Below are 24,557 nucleotides of genomic sequence, written 5' to 3' on the forward strand. Positions count from 1 at the left end.
AATGGTGATGCCGGGCGACAACCTGAAGTTCACGGTTGAGCTGATCGCGCCCATCGCCATGGAAGACGGCCTGCGCTTCGCCATCCGCGAAGGCGGCCGCACCGTCGGCGCCGGCGTCGTGTCGAAGATCATCGAGTAACACCTGATCCGCTCTGACTGCCAGGGGGCGTGCGGGTCACTGCACGCCCCCTTTGCATTTCGGAGACGGATATGAAGCGCATTTTCCAGTATTTCGAGGCGCGGATTGACGCTTATCCTGCGTCGCCGCCCGGTCAGCCGCCCGCACGGTTCTGGCCTTTCCTGTGGCATTACGCGCGCCCCGTGGCGCCTTGGCTGATTGCCATGTCGGTGATCTCGGCGGTGTTTGCCGCCGTGGAACTCATCCTGCTGGGGTATCTGGGAACGCTGGTCAACCGCATGTCGGAACTGGGGCCAGAGCGGTTTCTGGGCGAAGAGGCCGCGCGCCTTGGCGGCATGGGCGTGCTTCTCTTGATCGTGCTGCCCCTGCTCAGCGTGATGGGCGCGCTCATCATGTATCAGACGCTCATGGGTAATTTCCCGCAACGGATTCGCTGGCAGGGGCATCGCTGGCTCTTGGGGCAGTCGATGGGCTATTTCCAAGAGGAATTCGCAGGGCGCATCGCCACCCGGCTGATGCAGACCTCTCTTGCCGTGCGCGAAACCGTCATGAAGCTGATGGATGTGGCGGTGTACATCCTCGCCTATTTCATCGGCACGCTGGTTCTGGCGGGGACGCAGGATATTCGCCTTGCCGCGCCCTTTGCCATCTGGGCGCTCGCCTACGGCACCCTGCTGGGCGTGATCGTCCCACGGTTGGGAAAGGTTGCGCAGGAACAGGCGCATGCGCGGGCCGACATGACGGGGCGCATTGTCGACAGCTACACCAATATCGCCACGGTCAAGCTCTTCAGCCATGCCGCGCGCGAAGAGGCCTATGCCCGCGCCGGGCTGGATGGATTCCTGCAAACGGTGCATCGGCAAATGCGGCTGGTGGCCGTGCAGGACATGTCGGTCAACTTGCTCAACGCGCTTTTGACCGGGGCGGTGACGGGGCTGGGGCTCTGGCTCTGGGTGCAGGGGCGGATTGATCTGGGGGCGCTTGCGGTTGCCATCCCGCTGGCCTTGCGGCTTGGCAACATGTCGCACTGGATCATGTGGGAATTCGCCGCCCTTTTCGAGAATGTCGGCACGGCGCGCGACGGCTTGGCCACCCTGGCCATGCCGCGCACGGTGCAGGACAACCCGGCGGCCCGGCCTCTGGTTGTCACAGCGGGGGCCGTGCGGTTCGACGCGGTGCGCTTTGTCTATGACCGCAGCGGCACGCGTAAGGCACCGGTGATCGACGGTCTCGACCTTACACTGGCACCGGGCGAGAAGGTGGGCCTTGTCGGGCGGTCGGGTGCGGGCAAATCCACGCTTATCAACCTCTTGCTGCGGTTCCATGATCTGAGTGCAGGGCATATCCTGATCGACGGTCAGGATATTTCGCAGGTCACACAAGATAGTCTGCGCGCGGCGATTGGCGTGGTGACGCAGGATACTGCGCTTTTGCACCGGTCGGTGCGCGAGAATATCGCCTATGGCCGTCCCGATGCGACCGAGGCGGAAATCCGCGCTGCGACCGATCTGGCCGAGGCAACGGAGTTTATCGCCGGGCTCGAGGATGCGCGTGGGCGCAGGGGCCTTGACGCGCATGTGGGGGAGCGGGGTGTCAAGCTCTCGGGGGGCCAGCGTCAACGGATCGCGATTGCGCGTGCGGCGCTCAAGGATGCACCGCTTCTGGTGCTGGACGAGGCGACATCGGCACTCGACTCGGAAGTGGAAGCGGCCATCCAGACCCAACTCTACCGGCTGATGCAGGGCAAGACGGTGATTGCCATCGCGCATCGCCTCTCGACCATCGCCGCGATGGATCGGCTGATCGTCATGGATGAAGGCCGGATTGTCGAAGAGGGCACACATGCGGCGCTGTTGGCGCAGGGCGGGCTTTACGCGCGTCTTTGGGCACGGCAATCGGGCGGATTCCTGATGGACTGATTGCAGAGGGGGCGCGGTGGGTCATTCTGTCGCGTCCTTTCCGTGCTATGGAAACTCTGTTTCATATGCAGCGCCGTGACGGGTCTGGCCACGCGGGGCCGCGGATTTTCGATGAAAATCAAGCCTCACGGGTCATGCTGCACATGCGAAACGCGCGCCGCATACCATTGTATTCCGTTAAGCCTTTGAAATATTGACTTTATTTCCAACTCTGTCAGGCTGGAGGAAAGGATCAGGTGGGGCTCGCGGCCCGTCCTGATGACAGTCGTTCGGGAGGGCACAGCATGGGCGGGATACTCAAGGGAATGCGGGTGGTCGAGGGATCGGCCTTTGTCGCGGTGCCGCTGGCAGGGATGACGCTGGCGCAGATGGGCGCTGAAGTGATCCGCTTTGACCGCATCGGCGGTGGGCTTGATGCCGGTCGATGGCCCTTGGCACCTTCGGGTCAGAGCCTCTTTTGGGCAGGGCTGAACAAGGGCAAGAAATCCATCGCCGTGGACATGAGCCGCCCCGAGGGTCAGGATCTGGTGACGCGGATCATCACCGCACCGGGCGAGGATGCGGGGCTTTTCCTGACCAATCTGCGGGTGCGCGGCTGGATGGATTACGACACCCTCAGCCAGCACCGCGCCGATCTGGTGATGGTCTCGCTGATGGGGGATCGGCAGGGTCGCCCGGCGGTGGATTACACGGTCAATCCGTCCCTGGGGATACCCGAGATGACTGGCCCGGTGGGCTGGCCCGAACCCGTGGCGCATGCGCTGCCCGCATGGGATATTGCGGCGGGACATCTCGTGGTGTCCTCGCTCTTGGCGGCAGAGCGCGAGCGTCTGCGAAAGGGCAGGGGGCAGGAGGTGGAATTGTCGCTCAAGGATGTGGCGGCGGCCACCATCGGCCATCTGGGCCTGATCGGCGATGCTGCGGTCAATGACAAGGAACGCGGCAAGTCGGGCAATGCGCTCTACGGCGCCTATGGTCAGGATTTTCTATGTGCCTGCGGGCGGCGGGTGATGGTGATTGGCCTTACCCATCGGCAATGGCGCGGGCTGGTCAAGGCCACGGGCACCGAGGCCGCGATGGAGGCACTGGCCGCACGCAGCGGGCGCAATTTGAACGACGAGGGCAATCGCTGGCACCTGCGCCGAGAGATCACGGCGATCCTGCGGCCATGGTTCGCGGCGCGGGAACTCAGCAGCTTTGCCGAGGCGTTCGATGCGGCGGGCCTGACATGGTCAGTGTTTCGCACCGTGCGCGAGGCCCTGGCCGAAGACCCGGACCTGAGCGAAGACAATCCGATGTTCAAACTCTTGATGCAGCCGGGGCTTGGCCGGTTTCCGGTGCCGGGCCACCCTGCAACCTTTTCGGCCCACGCGCGCGAGGCACCGCAACCTGCGCCACAACTTGGCGCGCATACCGAAGAGGTCTTGGGCGATGTTGCCGGGCTGAGCGACACCGAGATTGCGCAGCTTTTCGATAGCGGCGTCGTGCAGAACCCGCGCTATGGGGCGCGTCCGGCGGCATGAACAGGAAATTGTGGATTTCCCGACGAAATCCGTCCGAGGGCGCTTGATTCCCGATCCAAGCTGGCGTAATCCGGCGCTCGGCCTTAGGGGTATAGCTCAGCTGGTAGAGCGACGGTCTCCAAAACCGTAGGTCGCGGGTTCGAACCCTGCTGCCCCTGCCAATCCAAAAAAACATCGCTGACGGACTGTCGCGCCCCGATCCACTGTTCGGGCGCGCGAAAAGTGCTGAAAATCAGCCTCAAATGCGGTTTAATTTGGACATGCCGCAGTTTCGCCGCTGGTTTGCCATGGTTTTGCCGCAATTGCGCCCCATCAAGACCATCAATCGGTTTCGACGTCCGGGGGGACTGGAACCGATCCGCGTGGGGGCGTGGGAGAAACAGGGGAATAGCTGCCATGGAAACGCATTTGCCGCGGGTTCCGATCCAGAAGACGTATTTTTCACATCACAATTCCGAATTGCCGGGACGTTCGCCCGTAGACGCCGCCTCGACCGAGCAGGCGGTGGAAAACGCGATGTCCACGATCCGCGAAATCCTGACCGAAGAACGGCGCAAGTCGCGCCGTCACGTGTTGCCTGACCTGGCACCGCATGTGTTGGTCGAACATCTGGAACCGGTCCGGAAGCAGCCCAAGACACCGCGCGCGGGCGTCCTGTCGCGCCTCAGTGGCCTTCGCCCCAGTGTCCGGCACCTCAAACCGCGCCATGCCGGATGGCTCGGCGCTTTCGCTCTGGTGCTGTGGCAACCGTTGCCGGTGCTCATCGCCATGTTCATCGGCTTTTGGCTGGTTTTTATCGGCTATGCCCTGTTCGGACCCGAGCGCATGACGCAACTGCGCGCGCGGCTCAAGCGGCGCGTGGCGGGTCTCTCGCTGCGGTCGCGCATATGGCCCGAACTGCGCCTGCGCCGGGAACCGGAGCCGGATGTCTTTGCGGATCGTCCCGATCCGTTCGAGCGGATATCGACCAACGCACAATAAGAGACCAGGGGCAGGGGGTGCCGCCTTCTGCCCTTGAATTCGCGGGCCAGCCCGCGTATGTCGCGCTGAGCATCAAATTCAGAGAAGACAGCGCAGATGGCACGCACGAACCCCGTTCAATTCATTCAGCAGGTCCGCTCGGAAGTGGCCAAGGTCGTCTGGCCGACCCGCCGCGAGGTGATGCTGACCACGGTCATGGTCTTTATCATGGCCACGATCACCGCGATCTTCTTTGCCCTCATTGATCTGGGTATCCGCAGCGGTCTGCAAGGGGTGCTGAGCCTGTTCGGCTGAGGCGGCGAAAATCTTGTTCAGGCTCTTGAATTCGCAGGCAAACAGGGGTAGTTGACCCCACACTCTGAAACATGGCGCGCGGCGATTCGTGTTGCGCGCCGATTTTTGTTTTAGGTGAAGCAGGCCGAAGGGTCTGAAAGAATACGGAAATCCGGTCACTGTATCGGTAAGAACAAAGGCATAGGGCGACGATGGCAAAGCGGTGGTACTCGGTCAGTGTTCTCTCGAATTTCGAGAAGAAGATTGCCGAGCAGATCAGACAGTCCGTCATCGAGAACGGCCTTGAAGATGAAATCGACGAAGTTCTGGTCCCCACCGAAGAGGTGATCGAGATTCGTCGTGGCAAGAAAGTGACCGCCGAGCGCCGCTTCATGCCCGGTTATGTGCTGGTGCATATGGAAATGTCGGACCGCGGCTATCACCTGATCAGCTCGATCAACCGCGTCACCGGATTTCTGGGCCCACAAGGTCGCCCGATGCCGATGCGCGATGCAGAGGTTCAGTCGATCTTGGGTCGTGTGCAGGAGGGCGAAGAAAGCCCGCGCACCCTGATCCATTTCGAGATCGGCGAGAAGGTCAAGGTCAACGACGGCCCGTTCGAGGATTTCGACGGCATGGTCGAGGAAGTGGACGAAGACAACCAGCGCCTCAAAGTGTCGGTGTCGATCTTTGGCCGGGAAACCCCGGTCGAGTTGGAATTCACTCAGGTCACAAAACAAATGTGATCCGGGTGGTCCGGGTTCGCCTGAGGGCGGTCCGGACCAGAGCCGTGGGAGGCGAGGTGGCCGCGGCCACCGGACCGCACCACACAACACGAGAGCCAGAGGGGCGCGCCCCGATGGTGTTGGACCAAAAGGAGAGGCCATATGGCCAAGAAACTTATCGGGACGCTCAAGCTTCAGGTGAAAGCCGGGCAAGCCAACCCCAGCCCGCCCGTCGGCCCCGCACTGGGTCAGCGCGGCATCAATATCATGGAATTCTGCAAGGCGTTTAACGCCAAGACTGCAGACCTCGAGCCGGGTGCGCCGTGCCCGGTCGTGATTTCCTACTATCAGGACAAGTCCTTTGAGTTGGCAATCAAGACGCCGCCTGCGTCCTACTTTCTCAAGAAGGCTGCCAAGCTTCAGTCTGGGTCCAAGACCCCGGGTCGTGCTCCGGCCGGCACCGTGACCATCGGGCAAGTGCGCGAAATCGCCGAAGCCAAGTGGAAAGACCTGAACGCGAACGACATCGACGCCGCCATGCAGATCATTCTGGGTAGCGCGCGGTCCATGGGCATCGAGGTGAAGTAAGATGGCAAAGCTTGGAAAACGGACCCGCGCCGTGCGCGAAGCCTTTGATGGCAAAGACAACATGACCGTCGAAGACGCGATTGCCCTGATCAAGGGCAATGCCACCGCGAAATTCGACGAAACCGTCGAAATCTCGATGAACCTCGGGGTTGATCCCCGCCATGCGGACCAGATGGTGCGCGGCGTTGTCGGCCTGCCGAACGGCACCGGCAAGACCGTGCGCGTTGCTGTCTTTGCCCGTGGTGCCAAGGCAGACGAGGCGCAGGCCGCAGGTGCCGATATCGTCGGTGCCGAGGATCTGATGGAAACCATCCAGGGCGGCAAGATCGACTTTGATCGCTGCATCGCCACCCCCGACATGATGCCCATCGTGGGCCGTTTGGGCAAGGTTCTGGGCCCGCGCAACCTGATGCCGAACCCCAAGATCGGGACGGTGACGATGGATGTCGCGCAGGCGGTCAAGGATGCCAAGGGCGGCCAAGTGCAGTTCAAGGCGGAGAAGGCCGGTGTGGTCCATGCCGGGATCGGCAAGGCGTCGTTCGATGCGGCCAAGTTGGCCGAGAACGTGCGTGCCTTTGTGTCTGCCGTGCAGCGTGCCAGACCGACCGGTGCCAAGGGCACCTATGTCAAGAAAATCTCGCTCTCGTCCACCATGGGCGCAGGCGTGACCGTCGACGTCAACAGCGCCGTCGTCGAATAAGGATTTGTTCCTGGATCACTGATCTGGGGGCGAACGGCAGGGCCGCGTGCGGCCCTGTCCTGTCCGAGACGGAGGGTTCAGGCATCCGCCTGAATAAATCCTTCCTGAGATGGGGAACGAGATGAGATTTCCAGCCGGGGCATTTGCTCTCGGGTGATCTTGGCCTCGGGACCCGTGTTTTGGACCCGAACGCCGACCCTTCGGGAGCGGCAAAAACTGAGCCGGGGGGAGACCCCCAAATTTGGAGTGAAACTGTGGATAGAGCCCAGAAAGAGAAAGTGGTCGAGGAACTCGGCCAGATCTTTGAAAGCTCTGGCGTTGTAGTGGTCGCCCACTACGCGGGTCTTACAGTTGCCGAAATGCAGGATCTGCGTGCCCGCGCCCGTGCGGCAGAGGCATCAGTTCGTGTAGCCAAGAACAAGCTCGCCAAGATCGCCCTTGAGGGCAAGCCGTGCGCAAGCATTGCAAACTACCTCACGGGCATGACCGTGCTCACCTTCTCCGAGGACCCCGTGGCTGCTGCCAAGGTGTGCGAGGACTTTGCCAAGGCGAACAAGAAGTTCGAAATCCTTGGCGGGGCCATGGGTGGCACGGCTCTGAACCGGGCCGGCGTCGAAGCCGTGTCGAAAATGCCCTCGCGTGAAGAGCTTATTGCTTCGATCGTGGGCTGTATCGGCGCACCTGCTTCGAACATCGCCGGTGCGATTGGCGCGCCTGCTTCGAATATCGCGGGCATCCTTTCGACGATCATCGAAAAGGCTGAGGCCGCGTAAGGCAAACTGTAATCACCGCGTAGGGGTTTACTTCCCGACGTTGGAACACATCTAGAAAACGGAAAGAGTCAAAAATGGCTGATCTGAAGAAACTGGCAGAAGAGATCGTTGGTCTGACGCTTCTCGAAGCACAAGAACTGAAAACCATCCTCAAGGATGAGTATGGCATCGAGCCCGCTGCTGGCGGCGCTGTGATGATGGCTGGCCCGGCAGGCGATGCTGGCGGTGCAGAAGCCGAAGAGCAGACCGAATTCGACGTCATCCTGAAGTCGGCAGGCGCGTCCAAGATCAACGTGATCAAGGAAGTCCGCGCAATCACCGGTCTGGGCCTGAAAGAAGCCAAGGACCTGGTTGACGCTGGCGGCAAGGCTGTCAAAGAGCAGGTCTCGAAAGAAGAAGCAGACGACATCAAAGCCAAGCTGGAAGCAGCCGGCGCAGAAGTCGAAATCAAGTAATCCGTGCCGGGGCAACCCGGAGAGGATTTTGCGGCTGGATCCGGGCTTTCCCGGTTCCGGCCAAACCTGTCTCAGAGAGGCCCTGCGCGTGACGGGGCTTTTCTAAGGCGAGGTTTACACGATCGGGAGGCCGTCATTGGGACGATGGCCATGAATGGATCAAACCCAGCCGTCTCGGATGGACGCGGTGCTGAGCCCCAACAGCACGCGCGACCGGTGAGAAATGAAAGGTGACATCGACCATGGCTCATAGCTTCCTTGGCCAGAAACGTTTGCGCAGATATTACGGCAAGATCCGCGAAGTGCTGGAGATGCCGAATCTGATCGAGGTTCAAAAATCCTCGTATGACCTGTTCCTGAAATCCGGCGACCAGCCCCAGCCGCAAGACGGCGAAGGCATCAAGGGCGTTTTCCAATCGGTGTTTCCGATCAAGGATTTCAACGAGACCAGCGTGCTCGAATTCGTCAGCTACGAGCTGGAAAAGCCGAAATATGACGTTGAAGAGTGCATGCAGCGCGACATGACCTATGCGGCCCCGCTCAAGGTCAAGCTGCGTCTGATCGTGTTTGATATCGACGAGGATACCGGCGCCAAATCGGTCAAGGATATCAAGGAGCAGGACGTGTTCATGGGCGACATGCCCCTGATGACGCACAATGGCACCTTTGTCGTCAACGGCACCGAGCGTGTGATCGTGTCCCAGATGCACCGCTCTCCCGGCGTGTTCTTTGACCACGACAAGGGCAAGACACATTCCTCGGGCAAGCTTCTGTTTACCTGCCGGATCATTCCCTATCGCGGCTCGTGGCTCGATTTCGAATTCGACGCCAAGGACATCGTGTTTGCCCGCATCGACCGTCGCCGCAAACTGCCGGTGACGACGCTGCTCTATGCGCTCGGTCTCGATCAAGAAGGCATCATGAATGCCTATTACGACACCGTCGATTACAAGCTGAAAAAGAAAAAGGGTTGGGTCACCAAGTTCTTCCCCGAGCGCGTTCGCGGCACGCGCCCGACCTATGACCTGATCGACGCCAACACCGGCGAAGTCATCTTTGAGGCCAGCAAAAAGATCACCCCGCGCGCGGTCAAGCAGTTGATCGACGAGGGCAATGTCAAAGAGCTTTTGGTGCCCTTCGAGCATATCGTGGGCAAATTCGTGGCGCGCGACATCATCGACGAAGAAACCGGCGCGATCTATGTCGAGGCGGGCGATGAGCTGACGCTTGAGTACAGCAAGGATGGCGAGATTTCCGGGGGCACGCTGCAAGACCTGCTTGATGCCGGGATCACCGATATTCCGGTTCTCGACATCGACGGCATCAACGTCGGCGCGTATATCCGCAACACCATGTCGGCGGACAAGAACATGAACCGCGAGAGCGCGCTCATGGACATCTACCGCGTCATGCGCCCCGGCGAGCCGCCCACCGAAGAGGCATCGGCAGCCCTGTTCGACACGCTCTTCTTTGACTCGGAGCGGTATGACCTTTCGGCCGTTGGCCGGGTCAAGATGAACATGCGTCTGAACCTGAACAAGCCGGACACGCAACGCACTCTGGACCGCGACGATATCGTGGCCTGCGTCAAGGCCTTGGTCGAGTTGCGCGACGGCAAGGGCGACATCGACGATATCGACCACCTCGGCAACCGCCGGGTGCGCTCGGTTGGCGAATTGATGGAGAACCAGTATCGCGTTGGCCTGCTGCGCATGGAACGTGCGATCAAAGAGCGGATGTCGTCGGTCGAGATTGACACGGTGATGCCGCAGGATCTGATCAACGCCAAGCCGGCTGCAGCTGCGGTGCGTGAATTCTTCGGCTCTTCGCAGTTGTCGCAGTTCATGGACCAGACCAACCCGCTGTCGGAAGTCACCCACAAGCGCCGTCTTTCGGCGCTCGGGCCGGGCGGTCTGACACGCGAACGCGCGGGCTTTGAGGTGCGCGACGTGCATCCCACCCACTATGGCCGGATGTGCCCGATCGAGACGCCGGAAGGCCCGAACATCGGTCTGATCAACAGCCTCGCCACCTTTGCGCGGGTGAACAAGTATGGCTTTATCGAAACGCCTTATCGCAAGGTGATCAACGGTCAGGTGACGGACGAAGTGCAATATATGTCCGCCACCGAAGAGATGCGTCACACCGTGGCGCAGGCCAACGCCAATCTCGACTCCGAGGGCCGTTTCGTCAACGATCTCGTCTCGACCCGGCAGTCGGGCGAATACATGCTCGCCCCGCGCGAAAGCGTGGACCTGATCGACGTGAGCCCCAAGCAGCTTGTGTCGGTCGCGGCTTCGCTCATTCCCTTCCTTGAGAATGACGACGCCAACCGCGCGCTGATGGGCTCGAACATGCAGCGTCAGGCCGTGCCAACGCTGCGCGCCGAGGCACCGTTGGTCGGCACCGGGATCGAGGGTGTCGTTGCCCGCGATTCAGGGGCGGCCATCATGGCGAAGCGCGCCGGGGTGATCGACCAGGTCGACGCACAGCGGATCGTGATCCGCGCCACCGCCGATCTCGAAATCGGCGATCCGGGCGTGGACATCTACCGTATGCGCAAGTTCCAGCGCTCGAACCAGAACAGCTGCATCAACCAGCAGCCCTTGGTAAAGGTGGGTGACACCGTTCAAAAGGGCGAGGTCATCGCGGATGGTCCTTGCACCGATATGGGCGAACTGGCGCTTGGCAAGAACGTCATCACGGCCTTCATGCCGTGGAACGGCTATAACTACGAAGACTCGATCCTGATTTCCGAGCGGATCGTGCGCGATGACGTCTTTACCTCGATCCATATCGAGGAATTCGAGGTTGCCGCCCGCGATACCAAACTGGGGCCGGAAGAGATCACGCGCGACATCCCGAACGTCGGCGAGGAAGCCCTGCGCAACCTCGACGAAGCGGGCATCGTCTATATCGGTGCCGATGTGGAGCCGGGCGATATCCTTGTGGGCAAGATCACCCCCAAGGGCGAAAGCCCGATGACGCCGGAAGAGAAACTCCTCCGCGCCATCTTTGGGGAAAAGGCCAGCGACGTGCGCGATACCTCTCTGCGCGTCAAGCCGGGTGACTATGGCACGGTCGTCGAGGTGCGTGTGTTCAACCGCCACGGTGTGGAAAAGGACGAGCGCGCGCTCCAGATCGAGCGGGAAGAGGTCGAGCGTCTGGCGCGCGACCGCGACGACGAGCTGGCGATCCTGGATCGCAACATCTACGCCCGTCTGCGCACTCTCATCCTCGGCAAGGTCGCTGTCAAAGGCCCCAAAGGCGTCAAGGCCAATTCGGACATCACCGAAGAGCTGCTCTCGACGCTGACCAAGGGCCAGTGGTGGCAACTTGCCCTCAAGGACGAGGCCGACGCCAAGATCGTCGAGGCGCTGCATGATCAGTACGAGGCGCAAAAGCGCACGCTGGATGCACGGTTCGAGGACAAGGTCGAAAAGGTCCGCCGGGGCGATGATCTGCCGCCGGGTGTCATGAAGATGGTCAAGGTCTTTATCGCGGTGAAGCGCAAGCTGCAGCCGGGTGACAAGATGGCCGGTCGTCACGGCAACAAGGGTGTGGTCTCCAAGGTGATCCCGATCGAGGACATGCCGGTCCTCGCAGATGGCACCCCGGTCGATATCTGTCTCAATCCGCTCGGCGTGCCGAGCCGGATGAACGTGGGGCAGATTCTGGAAACTCACATGGGGTGGGCCGCGCGGTCGCTTGGTCTCAAGATCGACGAAGCGTTGCAGGACTATCGCCGCTCTGGCGATCTGACCCCTGTGCGCGAGGCGATGCGCATTGCTTACGGCGATGAGGTCTATGCCGAAGGGATCGAGGGCATGGATGAGACCACGCTGGTCGAATCCGCCAGCACCGTGACCAACGGTGTGCCGATTGCCACCCCGGTCTTTGACGGGGCGAAAGAGGCGGATGTCAACGATGCGCTGCGGCGTGCCGGGTTCGACACGAGCGGTCAGTCGGTGCTGTTCGATGGGCGCACGGGCGAGCAGTTCTCGCGCCCTGTGACCGTGGGCATCAAGTATCTGCTCAAGCTGCATCACCTTGTCGATGACAAGATCCACGCACGCTCGACCGGGCCATACAGCCTTGTCACGCAGCAGCCTCTGGGCGGTAAAGCCCAGTTCGGCGGCCAGCGGTTCGGGGAAATGGAGGTCTGGGCGCTCGAAGCGTACGGTGCCGCCTATACCCTGCAAGAGATGCTGACGGTCAAGTCGGATGACGTGGCAGGCCGGACCAAGGTCTATGAGAGCATCGTCAAAGGCGAGGACAATTTCGAGGCGGGTATCCCGGAATCGTTCAACGTTCTCGTCAAAGAGGTCCGGGGCCTTGGCCTCAACATGGAACTCCTGGATGCGGAGGAGGATGAGTAAGCGGATCGCATGGTGCGTTGTCTCCCACCCTACGGCACGACGTAGGGTGGGTAAAACTCACCGTTTGCTGCGCCACACATCCTCCTCTCGCCCGAATTCAAGGATTTGAAAATGAACCAGGAACTGACAAACAACCCGTTCAACCCTGTGGCCCCGGCCAAGGTGTTTGACGAAATCAAGGTCAGCCTTGCCAGCCCCGAGCGTATCCTCAGCTGGTCCTATGGCGAGATCAAGAAGCCCGAGACCATCAACTATCGCACGTTCAAGCCCGAGCGTGACGGTCTCTTCTGCGCGCGGATCTTTGGCCCGATCAAGGATTACGAATGCCTCTGCGGCAAATACAAGCGCATGAAATATCGCGGCGTTGTCTGCGAGAAGTGCGGCGTCGAAGTCACGCTGCAAAAGGTCCGGCGCGAGCGTATGGGCCATATCGAGCTGGCCGCGCCCTGTGCCCATATCTGGTTCCTGAAATCGCTGCCCTCGCGCATCGGTCTCATGCTGGACATGACGCTGCGTGATCTGGAGCGGGTGCTCTATTTCGAGAACTACGTGGTGATCGAGCCCGGTCTGACCGATCTGACCTATGGCCAGATGCTGACCGAAGAAGAGTTCATGGATGCGCAGGATGCTTACGGCATGGACGCCTTTACCGCCAATATCGGCGCAGAGGCGATCCGCGAGATGCTCCAGAACATCGACCTCGAGGCCGAGGCCGAGCAACTGCGCGCCGACCTCAAGGAAGCCACGGGCGAGTTGAAGCCCAAGAAGATCATCAAGCGCCTCAAGGTGGTTGAGTCCTTCATCGAATCCGGCAACCGCCCGGAATGGATGGTGATGACGGTGATCCCGGTCATTCCGCCCGAACTGCGCCCGCTGGTGCCGCTCGATGGGGGCCGCTTTGCCACCTCTGACCTCAACGACCTCTACCGCCGGGTGATCAACCGGAACAACCGCCTCAAGCGCCTGATCGAGCTGCGTGCGCCCGATATCATCGTGCGTAACGAAAAGCGGATGTTGCAGGAATCGGTCGATGCGCTCTTTGACAACGGTCGTCGTGGCCGGGTCATCACCGGCGCGAACAAGCGCCCGCTGAAATCGCTCTCGGACATGCTCAAGGGCAAGCAGGGCCGCTTCCGTCAGAACCTTCTGGGCAAGCGGGTCGACTTCTCGGGTCGTTCGGTGATCGTGACCGGTCCGGAACTCAAGCTGCATCAGTGCGGCCTGCCCAAGAAGATGGCGTTGGAACTCTTCAAGCCCTTCATCTACTCGCGGCTCGAGGCCAAGGGCCTGTCGAGCACCGTAAAGCAGGCCAAAAAGCTGGTGGAAAAGGAACGTCCCGAGGTTTGGGACATTCTGGATGAGGTGATCCGCGAGCATCCTGTGATGCTGAACCGCGCGCCGACCCTGCACCGTCTGGGCATTCAGGCGTTCGAGCCGGTCTTGATCGAAGGCAAGGCAATCCAGCTTCACCCGCTCGTTTGTTCCGCCTTCAACGCCGACTTTGACGGTGACCAGATGGCTGTTCACGTGCCGCTGAGCCTTGAGGCTCAGTTGGAAGCGCGCGTGTTGATGATGTCCACCAACAACGTGCTGTCGCCTGCCAACGGGGCCCCGATCATCGTTCCGTCGCAGGACATGATCCTCGGCCTCTATTACGTCACGCTTCAGCGCGACGGGATGAAAGGCGAAGGCATGATCTTCTCGTCCTTGGGTGAGGTGCAGCATGCGCTTGACGCAGGCGAGGTGCATCTGCATGCCAAGGTCACAGTGCGTGTGCCGCAAATCGACGAGCATGGCAACGAGGTCATGGTTCGCGTTGTAACCACACCGGGCCGCGCCCGTCTCGGCGCGCTTCTGCCGCAGAATGCCAAGGCGCCCTTCAGCCTTGTCAACCGGCTCTTGCGCAAGAAAGAGGTGCAGCAGGTCATCGACACCGTCTATCGCTATTGCGGTCAGAAAGAGAGCGTCATTTTCTGTGACCAGATCATGACCCTCGGCTTCCGCGAGGCGTTCAAGGCGGGGATTTCCTTTGGCAAGGATGACATGGTCATTCCGGAGAACAAATGGACCATCGTCGAAGAGACGCGGGGCCAGGTCAAAGGCTTTGAACAGCAGTATATGGACGGCCTGATCACCCAAGGTGAGAAGTACAACAAGGTTGTCGATGCCTGGTCGAAGTGTAACGATCAGGTGACCGAGGCCATGATGTCCACCATCTCGGCTGAGGCGCGCGACGAGAACGGTGCCGTGCGGGAACCCAACAGCGTCTATATGATGGCGCACTCGGGCGCGCGGGGCTCGGTCACGCAGATGAAGCAGTTGGGCGGCATGCGCGGCCTGATGGCCAAGCCGAACGGCGACATCATCGAGACGCCGATCATCTCGAACTTCAAGGAAGGTCTGACCGTTCTTGAATACTTCAACTCTACCCACGGCGCCCGTAAGGGTCTGTCGGATACCGCTCTGAAAACCGCCAACTCGGGCTATCTGACCCGGCGTCTGGTGGACGTGGCGCAGGACTGTATCGTGCGCGAGCATGATTGCGGCACCGAGCGCGCGGTGACGGTCGAAGCGGCGGTGAACGATGGCGAAGTCGTGGCCTCGCTGGCCGAGCGTTGCCTTGGCCGGGTCGCGGCTGAAGACATCGTTGATCCGATCAGCGACGCGGTTCTGATCGCGCGTGGTCAGCTCATCGACGAGCGTATGGCGGATTCGCTGGAAGAGGCGGCGGTGCAGACCGTGCGCCTGCGCTCGCCCCTGACCTGTGAGGCCGAGGATGGCGTGTGTGCCATGTGCTATGGTCGTGACCTTGCACGCGGCACCATGGTCAACATCGGCGAAGCGGTCGGCATCATCGCGGCCCAGTCCATCGGTGAACCCGGCACGCAGCTCACGATGCGGACCTTCCACATCGGCGGCGTGGCGCAGGGTGGGCAGCAATCCTTCCTCGAGGCAAGCCAAGAGGGCACCATTGCCTATGATCAACCCCAGACGCTCGAGAACGCCAATGGCGAGACCCTCGTCATGGGCCGGAACATGAAACTCCGGATCATCGGCGACAAGGGTGTTGAACTGGCCAGCCACAAGGTCGGCTATGGCACCAAGCTCTTTGTCAAGGAGGGTGGCAAGGTCACACGCGGTCAAAAGCTGTTCGAATGGGACCCCTATACTCTGCCGATCCTGGCCGAGAAATCGGGCACCGCGAAATTCGTGGACCTGACTTCGGGTGTTTCCGTGCGTGACGTGACCGACGAAGCCACCGGCATGACCCAAAAGATCGTGACCGACTGGCGGGCAGCACCGCGCGGCAACGAGCTCAAGCCCGAGGTGTTCATCATTGGTGACGACGGCGAGCCGATGCGCAATGACGCAGGCAACCCCGTGACCTATCCGATGTCCGTGGATGCCATCCTCTCGGTCGAAGAAGGCCAGCAGGTGCAAGCCGGTGACGTCATCGCGCGTATCCCGCGTGAAGGCGGCAAGACCAAGGACATCACCGGCGGTCTGCCGCGTGTGGCCGAACTCTTTGAGGCACGCCGCCCCAAGGATCACGCCATCATCGCGGAAATCGACGGCTATGTCCGCTATGGGCGCGACTACAAGAACAAGCGTCGCATCACCATCGAACCCACCGACGAGAGCCTCGAGCCGGTGGAATACATGGTGCCCAAGGGCAAGCACATCCCGGTGCAGGAGGGCGATTACGTCCAGAAGGGCGATTACATCATGGACGGCAATCCCGCGCCGCATGATATTCTCGCCATCATGGGTGTCGAAGCGCTTGCAAACTACATGATCGACGAGGTGCAGGAGGTTTACCGTCTGCAGGGCGTGAAGATCAACGACAAGCACATCGAAGTCATCGTGCGCCAGATGCTGCAGAAATGGGAAATCCAGGACTCGGGCGATACCACGCTGCTCAAGGGCGAGCATGTGGACAAGATCGAGTTTGACGAGGCCAACGCCAAGGCCGAAGCCAAGGGCGGGCGTCCGGCATCGGGCGAGCCGATCCTTCTGGGTATCACCAAGGCCTCGCTGCAGACCCGGTCGTTCATCTCGGCGGCGTCCTTCCAGGAAACCACCCGCGTGCTCACCGAAGCCTCTGTTCAGGGCAAGCGGGACAAGCTGGTTGGTCTCAAGGAGAACGTCATCGTGGGCCGCCTGATCCCGGCGGGCACCGGTGGTGCCACCCAAGAGATGCGCCGGATTGCTCAGGCGCGCGACAGCATCGTGATCGAGGCGCGTCAGGAAGAGGCGGCGGCGGCCGCGGCCTTGGCCGCTCCGGTGATCGACAACGACGTGATCGGTGGCGACGAATTCGACAATTTCGTCGAAACCCCCGAGAGCCGCGATCAGTAAGAATTGCGGACAAATTATGGAAAAGCCCGGCCTTTTGGCCGGGCTTTTTCGTTGAGGGGCGTTGTTTCACTCCCTTAAACCGGATCGAAATCGTTTCAGGATTTCGAGGTGTGGGGCCCCAGAGCACGTAATTCGTCCAGCGGGATATGGCAGCGGATCACATGACCGGCCCCGGCCTCTTGTGCGGGTGGTGCGTCCGTCTCGCAGACCGCGCCGCGTTTGACCGGGCAACGCCGTTGGAACGGGCACCCGCGCGCAGGCGGCGCAAGCTCTACTGCATCCTCTGCCAAAAGCCGGGGTGCCTGATCCGGATCAGGCTCCAGCACCGCGCCCAAAAGCGCCTCGGTATAAGGGTGCGAGGGTTGCGCATAGACCGCCGCTGCCGGTCCCATTTCGCATATCCGCCCCTGATAGAGCACCGCAACCCGGTCCGACAGCGCCCGAACCACGGTCAGGTCGTGGCTGACAAAGACAAAGGCTGTGCCATGCAGTCCCTTGAGATCGTTCAATAATTCCAGAACTGCCGCCTGCACTGAAACATCGAGTGCCGAGGTGATCTCGTCGCAGAGCACGATGTCTGGCCCGGCTGCAAAGGCGCGTGCCACGGCCACACGCTGTTTTTCGCCGCCCGATAGCTGCCCCGGTCGGCGGTCGAGGTAATGCGGGCCGAGGCGCACGGTGTCAAGCAATTCGGCGGCACGGTCGCGCAGGGCGCGATCCCTGAGCCCGAAATAGAGCCGTAAGGGCTGCGACAGAATTTCCCCGACTGTCTGGCGTGGATTGAGGCTGTCGTCGGGGTTCTGGAAAATCATCTGGATGCGCCGCAACTGATCGGGGCGGCGTTGCTCGACCATGGCGGGCAGAACGGCGCCATCGCCCAGCGTGATCTGGCCTGTGGCGGGCGACAAGAGGCCAGCGATGGATTTGAGAATGGTCGATTTGCCGCTGCCCGACTCTCCGACCAACCCCAAGGTTTCGCCACGCCGCAGGTCGAGGGTGATTCCAGCGACCGTCGCAGGCGGGCGCGGGGTGCCCTTGATCCGTGCGAGGAGGCCGGGGTGATCGTAGCGGATGGTCAGATCATCGAGGCTCAGGGATAGGGGGCTGTTCTCGGTGCAGCAGGTTTGGGCAACACCGGCATGCCCCGGTCGCATTGCGGCAACCTGATCGGGATAGTGGCACCGGGTCATCTGCCCTGCCTCTCCGGCCTGCATGGGCGGGGGGGTGGTCTGGCAAACCTCGGTCGCCAAGGTGCAGCGCGGGGCAAAGGCACAGCCTGTGCGGGCGCTCTCTGGTCCGGGCGGTCGCCCCTCCAGCGCGCGGGGCAGGGTGCGGTCGCCAAGCCGGGGGATCGAGGCCAGAAGGCCGCGCGCATAGGGGTGAGCGGGGCGGCTGAGCACGTCGCGGGTGGGCCCCATCAGCACGGTTTCCCCGGCGTATAGCACCTGTACCCGGTCGCAAACTCGCGCGATGACGCCCAGATCGTGGCTGACATAGACCATCGCCATGTTGCGCTCCGCAGCCAAATCTCGAAGTAATTCAAGGATATGCACTTGCGTGGTGACATCGAGGCCAGTCGTGGGCTCGTCCAGCAAGAGCGCGTCCGGCTCTCCGGCGAGGGCCATGGCGATGGCCACCCTTTGTTGTTGACCCCCCGACAATTCATGGGGATAGCGGCGCAGGATCGCTTCGGGGTCGGGCAGGCGCACTTGGGTCAGAAGGTCGCGCGCGCGTGCGGCGTGATCGGCACCGGGCAAGGCACAATGCAGGCGCAGGGCCTCGTGGATCTGTCGGCCAATGCGTTGGGTCGGGGTCAGCGCCTGACCGGAATTTTGCGGGATGAGGCCAAGGTGCCCGCCCCGGATTTTCGCCAGATCCCGGTCTGAGCGGGCGAACATGTCCGCCCCGTCATAGATCACCGCGCCCGAGAGCCTTTGCAGCCCGTGCCGCAGATAGCCCATGGCCGCCAGCGCGAGCGTGCTCTTGCCAGAGCCGCTTTCCCCAACGATTCCAAGGCTTTCACCGCGACAAACGGTCAGGTCAACCTCGTGCAGCACCGGCAGGATCTGGCCGGATCGCCCACGAAATCCGACGCAGAGCTTGCGAATGTCGAGAAGGGGGGGGCCGCTCATGTCACACCACCGCGGCCCGGCTCTGATCGAGGCCGAGCGTCTTGGCGAGCGCGTCCGCCGTGAGGTTGATCCCGATGATCAGGCTCGAGAGCGCCACAACCGGTGCGATCACGCCCCATGGGGCCAACGACATATAGACGCGGGCGTCCGAAACCATCAAGCCCCAGTCGGGGCGCGGCGGGGAGACGCCAAAGCCCAGAAAGGACAGAGCGGAAAACCCAAGGAGCATCCAAGACCAGCGCATCGCGCCTTCGACCAGCAAAACGTCGGTGACATTGGGCAAAAGTTCGCGGCGCACGATGTCCACCGGGCGGTGGCCCCGGGCGCGCGCGGCGGCGATGAAATCGCGGGCGACCACCTCATGTGCCGCGGCGCGGGCGACGCGGATCACTGGAATCCCAAAGAAAAATGCCAATGTGGGCATCAAGACCTCGCCGCCGCTGCCAAAGACGGTAATCAGCACGAGGAGAGGCAGGATGCCCGGCAGGGCGAGGAAAGCATCGACAAGGCGCAGGGTGATTTCATCCGCCCAACCGCCGCGCAGGCCGAGGTAGACGCCCAAGAGACCGCCCCAGAGGAGAGCTATGGGGGTGGCGATGCCGGTGATCACCAGCGCCTCGCGCCCGCCCAAAAGAACGCGGGTCAGGACGTCGCGGCCCAGATGATCGGTGCCGAGCCAATGCTCTGACGAGGGGCCAGTGAGGGTCTGGAGCGCGTTCATCTCTTTGTAATCAAAGGGAACTATCCAAGGGCTGATGACCGCCAGCACGAGGTGGCAGAGGACCAGAGCAAGCCCGATGGCACCCGAGGGGCGATGCGCCATGGCGCGGAGGATCGCAAAGGAGCGGTTCATCCTTGCCTCATGCGGTGGCTGCGCAGGCGCGGGTTGAGGGCGAGGCTGAGGATGTCGGCAATCAGGTTGATGGCAACATAGGTGGCGGCCACAATAAGGGTGATCGCCTGCACCACAGGCAGGTCACGGCCCGAGATGGCATCGACCAGCAACCGGCCAAGCCCCGGATAATTAAAGACAACTTCGACCACGACCACCCCGCCCAAGAGCCATGCCACGGTGAGGGCGATGATGTTGATCGCAGGCAAGAGAGCATTGGGCAGGGCATGGCGAAAGACGATCTGCCAATAGGGAACACCCTTGAGGGTGGCCATTTGCACATAGTCGCTGGCCATGGCGTCGATCACCGAAGAGCGCACCATGCGCATGATATGGGCCACCATGAGCATTGTCAGAACCACCGCGGCGAGGATGAATTCAGGAAAGAATTCAAGGGGTTGCGCATCGGCTGGGGTGAGGACGATGGCCGGAACCCAGCCCAGCCAGATGGCAAAGACAAGGATCAGGATGGTGGCGGCGACGAATTCGGGGATGGTCATGGCGAGGATTGCGCCAGTGGAAAAGAGGATATCAACCCATGTGTCGCGGCGCAGGCCGGCCACGGTGCCAAGGAAAATAGACAAGGGAATTCCAACACTTAGCGCCCCAGCCGCGAGCAGAAGCGAGTTGCGGACGCGGTAGCCCACGAGATCGGAAATGCTTTCCTGACCATTCGCGGAAATCCCGAAATCCCCCTGCATCGCAGAGGCCGCCCAAGAGAGATAGCGGCTGAGCGCGGGGCTGTTCAACCCCATGATTTCACGGCATTTTTCCAGTGCTTCGCCATGGGCGTCACGCTCCAAAATGGCGGTGCAGGCGTCGCCGGGAAGGGCCTCGACCCCGAGGAAGATGATGACCGAGACCAGCCAGATTGTGACCAGTCCAAGCGCTAACCGCTTGAAAATCAGAGAAAACATCCGTTCTGTCCCCAATCCGGCGCAGGTTCCCGGCCCATGCCTGCGGGCAGACTAGACCAGCCGTGGCGCGCCCGTCGAGGATTTCTTGAAGGCGCGACCTTACAAACCTTACAACTTCGCGCGAGTTTTGTAAGGTCGGTCCGGGCTTTCAGACCCCGAGATAGGTATCGGTGAGATCCGGGGTGAGCGCGCCAAAGGGTCCGGTCCAGACGGTGCGCCCTTTTTCAAGGATCACGGCGCTGTCGGCGACGCGCCCGAGTTCGCGGATGGATTTGTCGATCACCAAGAGCGCCATGCCGGTTTCGGATTTGAGGCGGGCCAATGCCGCCCAGATTTCCTGTCGCACCACCGGGGCCAGCCCTTCGGTTGCCTCGTCGAGGATGAGGAGGCGGGGATTGGTCATCAGCGCCCGGCCAATCGCCAGCATCTGTTGTTCGCCACCTGAGAGAGAGGCCGCGATCTGATCCTGACGTTCGGCCAGACGCGAGAAAAGGCGGGTCACGGCGGCCATATCCCATGCGCCGGGGCGGGCGGCGGCGATCAGGTTCTCGCGCACGGTGAGGCTGGCAAAGCAGCGCCGCCCCTCGGGGACAAGGCCGATGCCTGCGCGGGCGGCACGGTGGGCGGGCAGGCCGCTGAGGTCACGGCCGGCAAAACTGGCGGTGCCGCCGCTCTGGCGCAGGAGGCGGCAGATCACCTTGACGGTGGTGGATTTACCCATGCCGTTGCGGCCCATGAGGGCGACAACCTCGCCTTCGCGGATAGAGAGGCTTACATCAAAGAGTGCCTGACTTGCGCCGTAAGAGGCGGTGATCTGGGTGAGGGACAGGAGCGTCATGGCGCGACCTCGTCGCTGTCGTCACCAAGATAGGCGCTGCGCACCTCGGGGTCGCGGCGGATCTCGTCCACGGTGCCGGTGGCGATGATCTGGCCGTAAACCAGCACGCTGATCCGGTCGGCAAGGGCAAAGACCGCGTCCATGTCATGCTCGACCAGCAGGATCGGGGCCTCGGCGCGCAATTTGTCCAGAAGCGTTGTTAGCGCGCGGGTGCCATCCGCGCCAAGACCGGCCATCGGTTCATCCATGAGGAACGCGCGGGGGCGCAGGGTGAGGGCGATGGCCACCTCCAATTGACGGCGCTGGCCGTGCGACAGCTCGGCGCAGCGGGTGTTGCGGGCGTCGAGCAGACCGACGGTTTCGAGCGCGGATTCGGCGCGGGTGCGCAGATCGGCATCGCGCAGCACGGGGCGCAGGAATCGCACCACATCGCCGCGTTGCCCAAGTGCGCCAAGGATGGCGTTTTGCAGGACGGTATAGTCCATCGGCAGGGCGGAAATCTGGAACGTGCGCGCCATGCCAAGCCGTGCGCGCGCGGCCGTATCAAGGGCGGTCACGTCCTGCCCGGCAAAGAGGATGCGGCCTGCATCGGGGCGGAGTGCGCCCGCAATCTGGGCGATGAGGGTGGATTTGCCCGCGCCATTGGGGCCGATCAGGGCGTGGATTTCGCCCGGTTTGAGATCGAGCGTGATGTCGCGACTGGCGGTGAGCGCGCCAAAGCTCTTGGTCACGCCTTGGATGTCGAGAATGGGATCAGTCATGCGGCTGTCCCCGACCGGCGAGGAGCCCGAAAAGCCCGCCGCGCGCGAAAAGCACGGTGCCAAGCAGGATGGCCCCGAGGTAGATGTGCCAATAGTCGCTGAGCCCGCCCAAGCTGTGTTCGAGCAGGATAAAGAGCGCGGCCCCGGCGACCGGGCCAAAGACGCGGCCGACACCGCCCAGGATCACGAAAACCATGATCTCGCCCGAGGTTTGCCAAGAGAACATCACCGGGCTGACAAAGCGGTTGAGATCGGCAAAGAGCGCGCCGGCAAGCCCGGTGATCGCGCCTGAGAGCGTGAAGGCGATGAGATAGAGGCGGTAGGGGCGTTGGCCAATCGCGGCAACGCGCGCCCCGTTCTGCCGCGCCGCGCCCAGCATGAGGCCAAAGTTTGAGCGGGCAAGGCGGGCGGTAAAGAAAAGGATCAGCGCCAGAAGGCCATAGCAAAGCGCGAAGAACTGGATCGGGTCCATGGTGTTGAAACCCGGAAAGCCGTTGCGGACATAGATCGAAAGTCCGTCTTCGCCACCATATGTAGGCCATGAGATCGCAAAATAGTAGAACATCTGCGAAAACGCGAGAGTGATCATGATAAAATAGACCCCCGTGGTGCGCAGGGAGAGCGCGCCGACGGCGAGGGCGGCAAGGGCCGAGGTGAGCGTGGCGATGATCCAGATCACCGGCATGGATTTGGTGCCGGGAATTGTCAGGGGCCAGTCGGTGACGCTGGTGTAGGTCTGGGCGTGAAAGGCGAGGATGCCCATGGCATAGCCGCCCAGCCCGAAGAAGAGCGCGTGGCCAAAGCTCACGAGGCCGCCAAAGCCGAGCGCGATGTTGAGGCCGACACCGGCGATGGCGAGGATCACGGCGCGGGTGGTGAGGGTGATGAGAAACGGCTCATCCGCTGCCCAAGCCCAGATCGGGATCAGCAAGAGGAGCGCCATGAGGGCGGCATTGAGCGCGCGTTCGCGGGTCATGACGCGACCCCGAAGAGGCCACGGGGCCGAAAGATCAGCACACCCGCCATGAGAATATAGATCGCCATCGAGGCGAGAGAGGCGCCGACGGAATTGGCCGCCGCCGGGTCCATGAAGGTGGCGAAGAAGGTTGGAAGAAGAGCGCGGCCCATCGTGTCGGTCAGACCCACGAGGAGCGCGCCCACAAAGGCTCCTTTGATCGAGCCGATGCCGCCAATCACGATGACGACGAAGGCGAGAATGAGCACCGGCTCGCCCATGCCGACCTGCACCGATTGCACAGCGCCGATAAGTGCCCCGGCAAAGCCCGCAAGGGCCGCGCCAAGGGCGAAAACGAGCGTATAGAGTGCAGAGATGTTGACGCCCAAGGCTGCGATCATCTCGCGGTCATTCTCGCCTGCGCGGATGCGGATGCCGAGGCGGGTTTTCGAGATCATGGCAAAGAGGGCGGCGGCGATCACGAGGCCTGCGCCGATCATGGCAAGGCGGTATCGCGAATAGTCGATGCCAAACGGCAGGCGCAGCGTGCCCGAGAGCCAGTCGGGCGTGTCGAGATAGAGCGGGAAAGAGCCAAAGACCCAGCGGGTGCCCTCGGAGAGGATGAGGATGAGGGCGAAGGTGGCCAGGACCTGATCGAGGTGGTCGCGGTCGTAGAGACGGCGGATGACGAGAAGCTCGATCAGGACGCCGGCGAGCGCCGCCGCAGCGAGGCTGGCGGCGAGGGCCAGAAGGAACGAGCCGGTCAGCCCCGCCACCCAAGCCGCCGCAAAGGCACCGATCATGTAGAGCGAGCCATGCGCCAGATTGATGAGCCCCATCACGCCGAAAATGAGCGTGAGCCCGGCCGCCATCAGGAACAGCATCACCCCGAATTGCAGCCCGTTGAGGGCCTGTTCGATGAGCAGGACGGTGGGCATGGTGTGGGTCAGCCCTTGGGTTTGAGGCCGATGCGGCGGCCGATGCCATCGGGGCGGGGCAGAGCGGCGTGCGCCTCGGCCATGGCAGCCACGCGGGCGGCGACATCCTCGGGCATGGGCACGACGCGCGGGCCGTTCAGATCCACATGCAGCGTCAGCCCCTCGCCGGTGGCGGCAATCCAGCCGTCGCTGTGATAGAGTTGCTGGAAGAAGTGAAAGCGTTTGCCGTCGTGGTCGAGCAGATAAAAGCTGCTGCGCAACTGGTCGCCCAGTTTTACCTCGCGCAGATAGCGGATGTGGAACTCGGCGC

Annotated in this window: 19 protein-coding genes, 1 tRNA gene and 1 pseudogene; 13 read left to right on the forward strand and 8 right to left on the reverse strand. The window is 62.1% G+C overall.

Translation table 11 applies throughout. The annotated features are described in order from the left end of the window. The 13 genes and pseudogenes from tuf to rpoC all read left to right on the forward strand — a co-directional run. A pseudogene (gene tuf, locus KBT70_RS19775) lies at positions 1–139 on the forward strand (elongation factor Tu); the annotation flags it as partial. A gap of 71 nt (positions 140–210) precedes the next feature. Continuing rightward, entirely contained in the window at positions 211–2,058 is a 1,848-nt protein-coding gene (locus KBT70_RS19780) for an ABC transporter ATP-binding protein (RefSeq protein WP_296638145.1), read from the forward strand. 284 nt (positions 2,059–2,342) lie between these two features. Beyond that, positions 2,343–3,581 carry a CoA transferase gene (locus KBT70_RS19785; protein ID WP_296638146.1) on the forward strand — a complete coding sequence of 413 codons (1,239 nt, stop codon included), beginning with the start codon at positions 2,343–2,345 and terminating at the stop codon, positions 3,579–3,581. 85 nt (positions 3,582–3,666) lie between these two features. Continuing rightward, positions 3,667–3,742, forward strand: a tRNA-Trp gene (locus tag KBT70_RS19790). A 235-nt stretch (positions 3,743–3,977) separates the two neighbouring features. Then, positions 3,978–4,562 (forward strand): hypothetical protein, encoded by a 585-nt coding sequence (locus tag KBT70_RS19795; protein WP_296638147.1) that lies wholly within the window; start codon positions 3,978–3,980, stop codon positions 4,560–4,562. A 96-nt stretch (positions 4,563–4,658) separates the two neighbouring features. After that, positions 4,659–4,856: a preprotein translocase subunit SecE gene (gene secE, locus KBT70_RS19800; RefSeq protein WP_296638150.1), complete on the forward strand. Its 198-nt coding sequence runs from the start codon at positions 4,659–4,661 to the stop codon at positions 4,854–4,856. Between the two features lie 191 nt (positions 4,857–5,047). Then, positions 5,048–5,581, forward strand: a complete 534-nt coding sequence (nusG, locus tag KBT70_RS19805) for a transcription termination/antitermination protein NusG (protein ID WP_296638152.1) — start codon at positions 5,048–5,050, stop codon at positions 5,579–5,581. Between the two features lie 141 nt (positions 5,582–5,722). Next, positions 5,723–6,148, forward strand: a complete 426-nt coding sequence (gene rplK, locus KBT70_RS19810) for a 50S ribosomal protein L11 (RefSeq protein ID WP_296638155.1) — start codon at positions 5,723–5,725, stop codon at positions 6,146–6,148. Position 6,149: 1 nt separating this feature from the next. After that, positions 6,150–6,848, forward strand: coding sequence for a 50S ribosomal protein L1 (gene rplA, locus KBT70_RS19815; protein WP_296638156.1), 699 nt, complete (start codon positions 6,150–6,152; stop codon positions 6,846–6,848). 254 nt (positions 6,849–7,102) lie between these two features. After that, positions 7,103–7,621, forward strand: a complete 519-nt coding sequence (gene rplJ / locus KBT70_RS19820; RefSeq protein WP_037298274.1) for a 50S ribosomal protein L10 — start codon at positions 7,103–7,105, stop codon at positions 7,619–7,621. Between the two features lie 74 nt (positions 7,622–7,695). Then, complete coding sequence (gene rplL, locus KBT70_RS19825; protein WP_296638164.1) at positions 7,696–8,076, forward strand: 50S ribosomal protein L7/L12; 381 nt, start codon at positions 7,696–7,698, stop codon at positions 8,074–8,076. Between the two features lie 242 nt (positions 8,077–8,318). After that, a complete protein-coding gene (gene rpoB, locus KBT70_RS19830) occupies positions 8,319–12,455 on the forward strand; it encodes a DNA-directed RNA polymerase subunit beta (protein ID WP_296638168.1) in 4,137 nt (1,378 codons plus the stop codon). 111 nt (positions 12,456–12,566) lie between these two features. Beyond that, positions 12,567–16,814, forward strand: coding sequence for a DNA-directed RNA polymerase subunit beta' (gene rpoC / locus KBT70_RS19835; protein WP_296638172.1), 4,248 nt, complete (start codon positions 12,567–12,569; stop codon positions 16,812–16,814). Positions 16,815–16,909: 95 nt separating this feature from the next. Here the strand turns inward: rpoC and KBT70_RS19840 are convergent, their stop codons facing one another. The 8 genes from KBT70_RS19840 to KBT70_RS19875 all read right to left on the reverse strand — a co-directional run. After that, positions 16,910–18,946 (reverse strand): ABC transporter ATP-binding protein, encoded by a 2,037-nt coding sequence (locus tag KBT70_RS19840; RefSeq protein ID WP_296638175.1) that lies wholly within the window; start codon positions 18,944–18,946, stop codon positions 16,910–16,912. 1 nt (position 18,947) lies between these two features. Continuing rightward, complete coding sequence (locus KBT70_RS19845; RefSeq protein WP_296638178.1) at positions 18,948–19,799, reverse strand: ABC transporter permease; 852 nt, start codon at positions 19,797–19,799, stop codon at positions 18,948–18,950. After that, positions 19,796–20,755 carry an ABC transporter permease gene (locus KBT70_RS19850; RefSeq protein ID WP_296638182.1) on the reverse strand — a complete coding sequence of 320 codons (960 nt, stop codon included), beginning with the start codon at positions 20,753–20,755 and terminating at the stop codon, positions 19,796–19,798. Before KBT70_RS19850 ends, KBT70_RS19845 begins: the two co-directional genes overlap by 4 nt. 148 nt (positions 20,756–20,903) lie before the next feature. Continuing rightward, complete coding sequence (locus KBT70_RS19855) at positions 20,904–21,593, reverse strand: ABC transporter ATP-binding protein (protein WP_296638184.1); 690 nt, start codon at positions 21,591–21,593, stop codon at positions 20,904–20,906. Beyond that, positions 21,590–22,354 (reverse strand): ABC transporter ATP-binding protein, encoded by a 765-nt coding sequence (locus KBT70_RS19860; RefSeq protein ID WP_296638187.1) that lies wholly within the window; start codon positions 22,352–22,354, stop codon positions 21,590–21,592. The genes KBT70_RS19855 and KBT70_RS19860 overlap by 4 nt, the downstream gene beginning before the upstream one ends. After that, complete coding sequence (locus KBT70_RS19865; protein ID WP_296638190.1) at positions 22,347–23,330, reverse strand: branched-chain amino acid ABC transporter permease; 984 nt, start codon at positions 23,328–23,330, stop codon at positions 22,347–22,349. Before KBT70_RS19865 ends, KBT70_RS19860 begins: the two co-directional genes overlap by 8 nt. Beyond that, on the reverse strand, positions 23,327–24,247 hold the full coding sequence (locus KBT70_RS19870) for a branched-chain amino acid ABC transporter permease (RefSeq protein WP_296638193.1): 921 nt from the start codon (positions 24,245–24,247) through the stop codon (positions 23,327–23,329). The genes KBT70_RS19865 and KBT70_RS19870 overlap by 4 nt, the downstream gene beginning before the upstream one ends. An 8-nt stretch (positions 24,248–24,255) precedes the next feature. Next, on the reverse strand, positions 24,256–24,557 hold a 302-nt coding region (locus KBT70_RS19875; protein WP_296638196.1), incomplete at its 5' end, for a thioesterase family protein.

It is taken from the genome of Roseovarius sp., assembly GCF_018066915.1.
Taxonomy (GTDB): domain Bacteria; phylum Pseudomonadota; class Alphaproteobacteria; order Rhodobacterales; family Rhodobacteraceae; genus Roseovarius.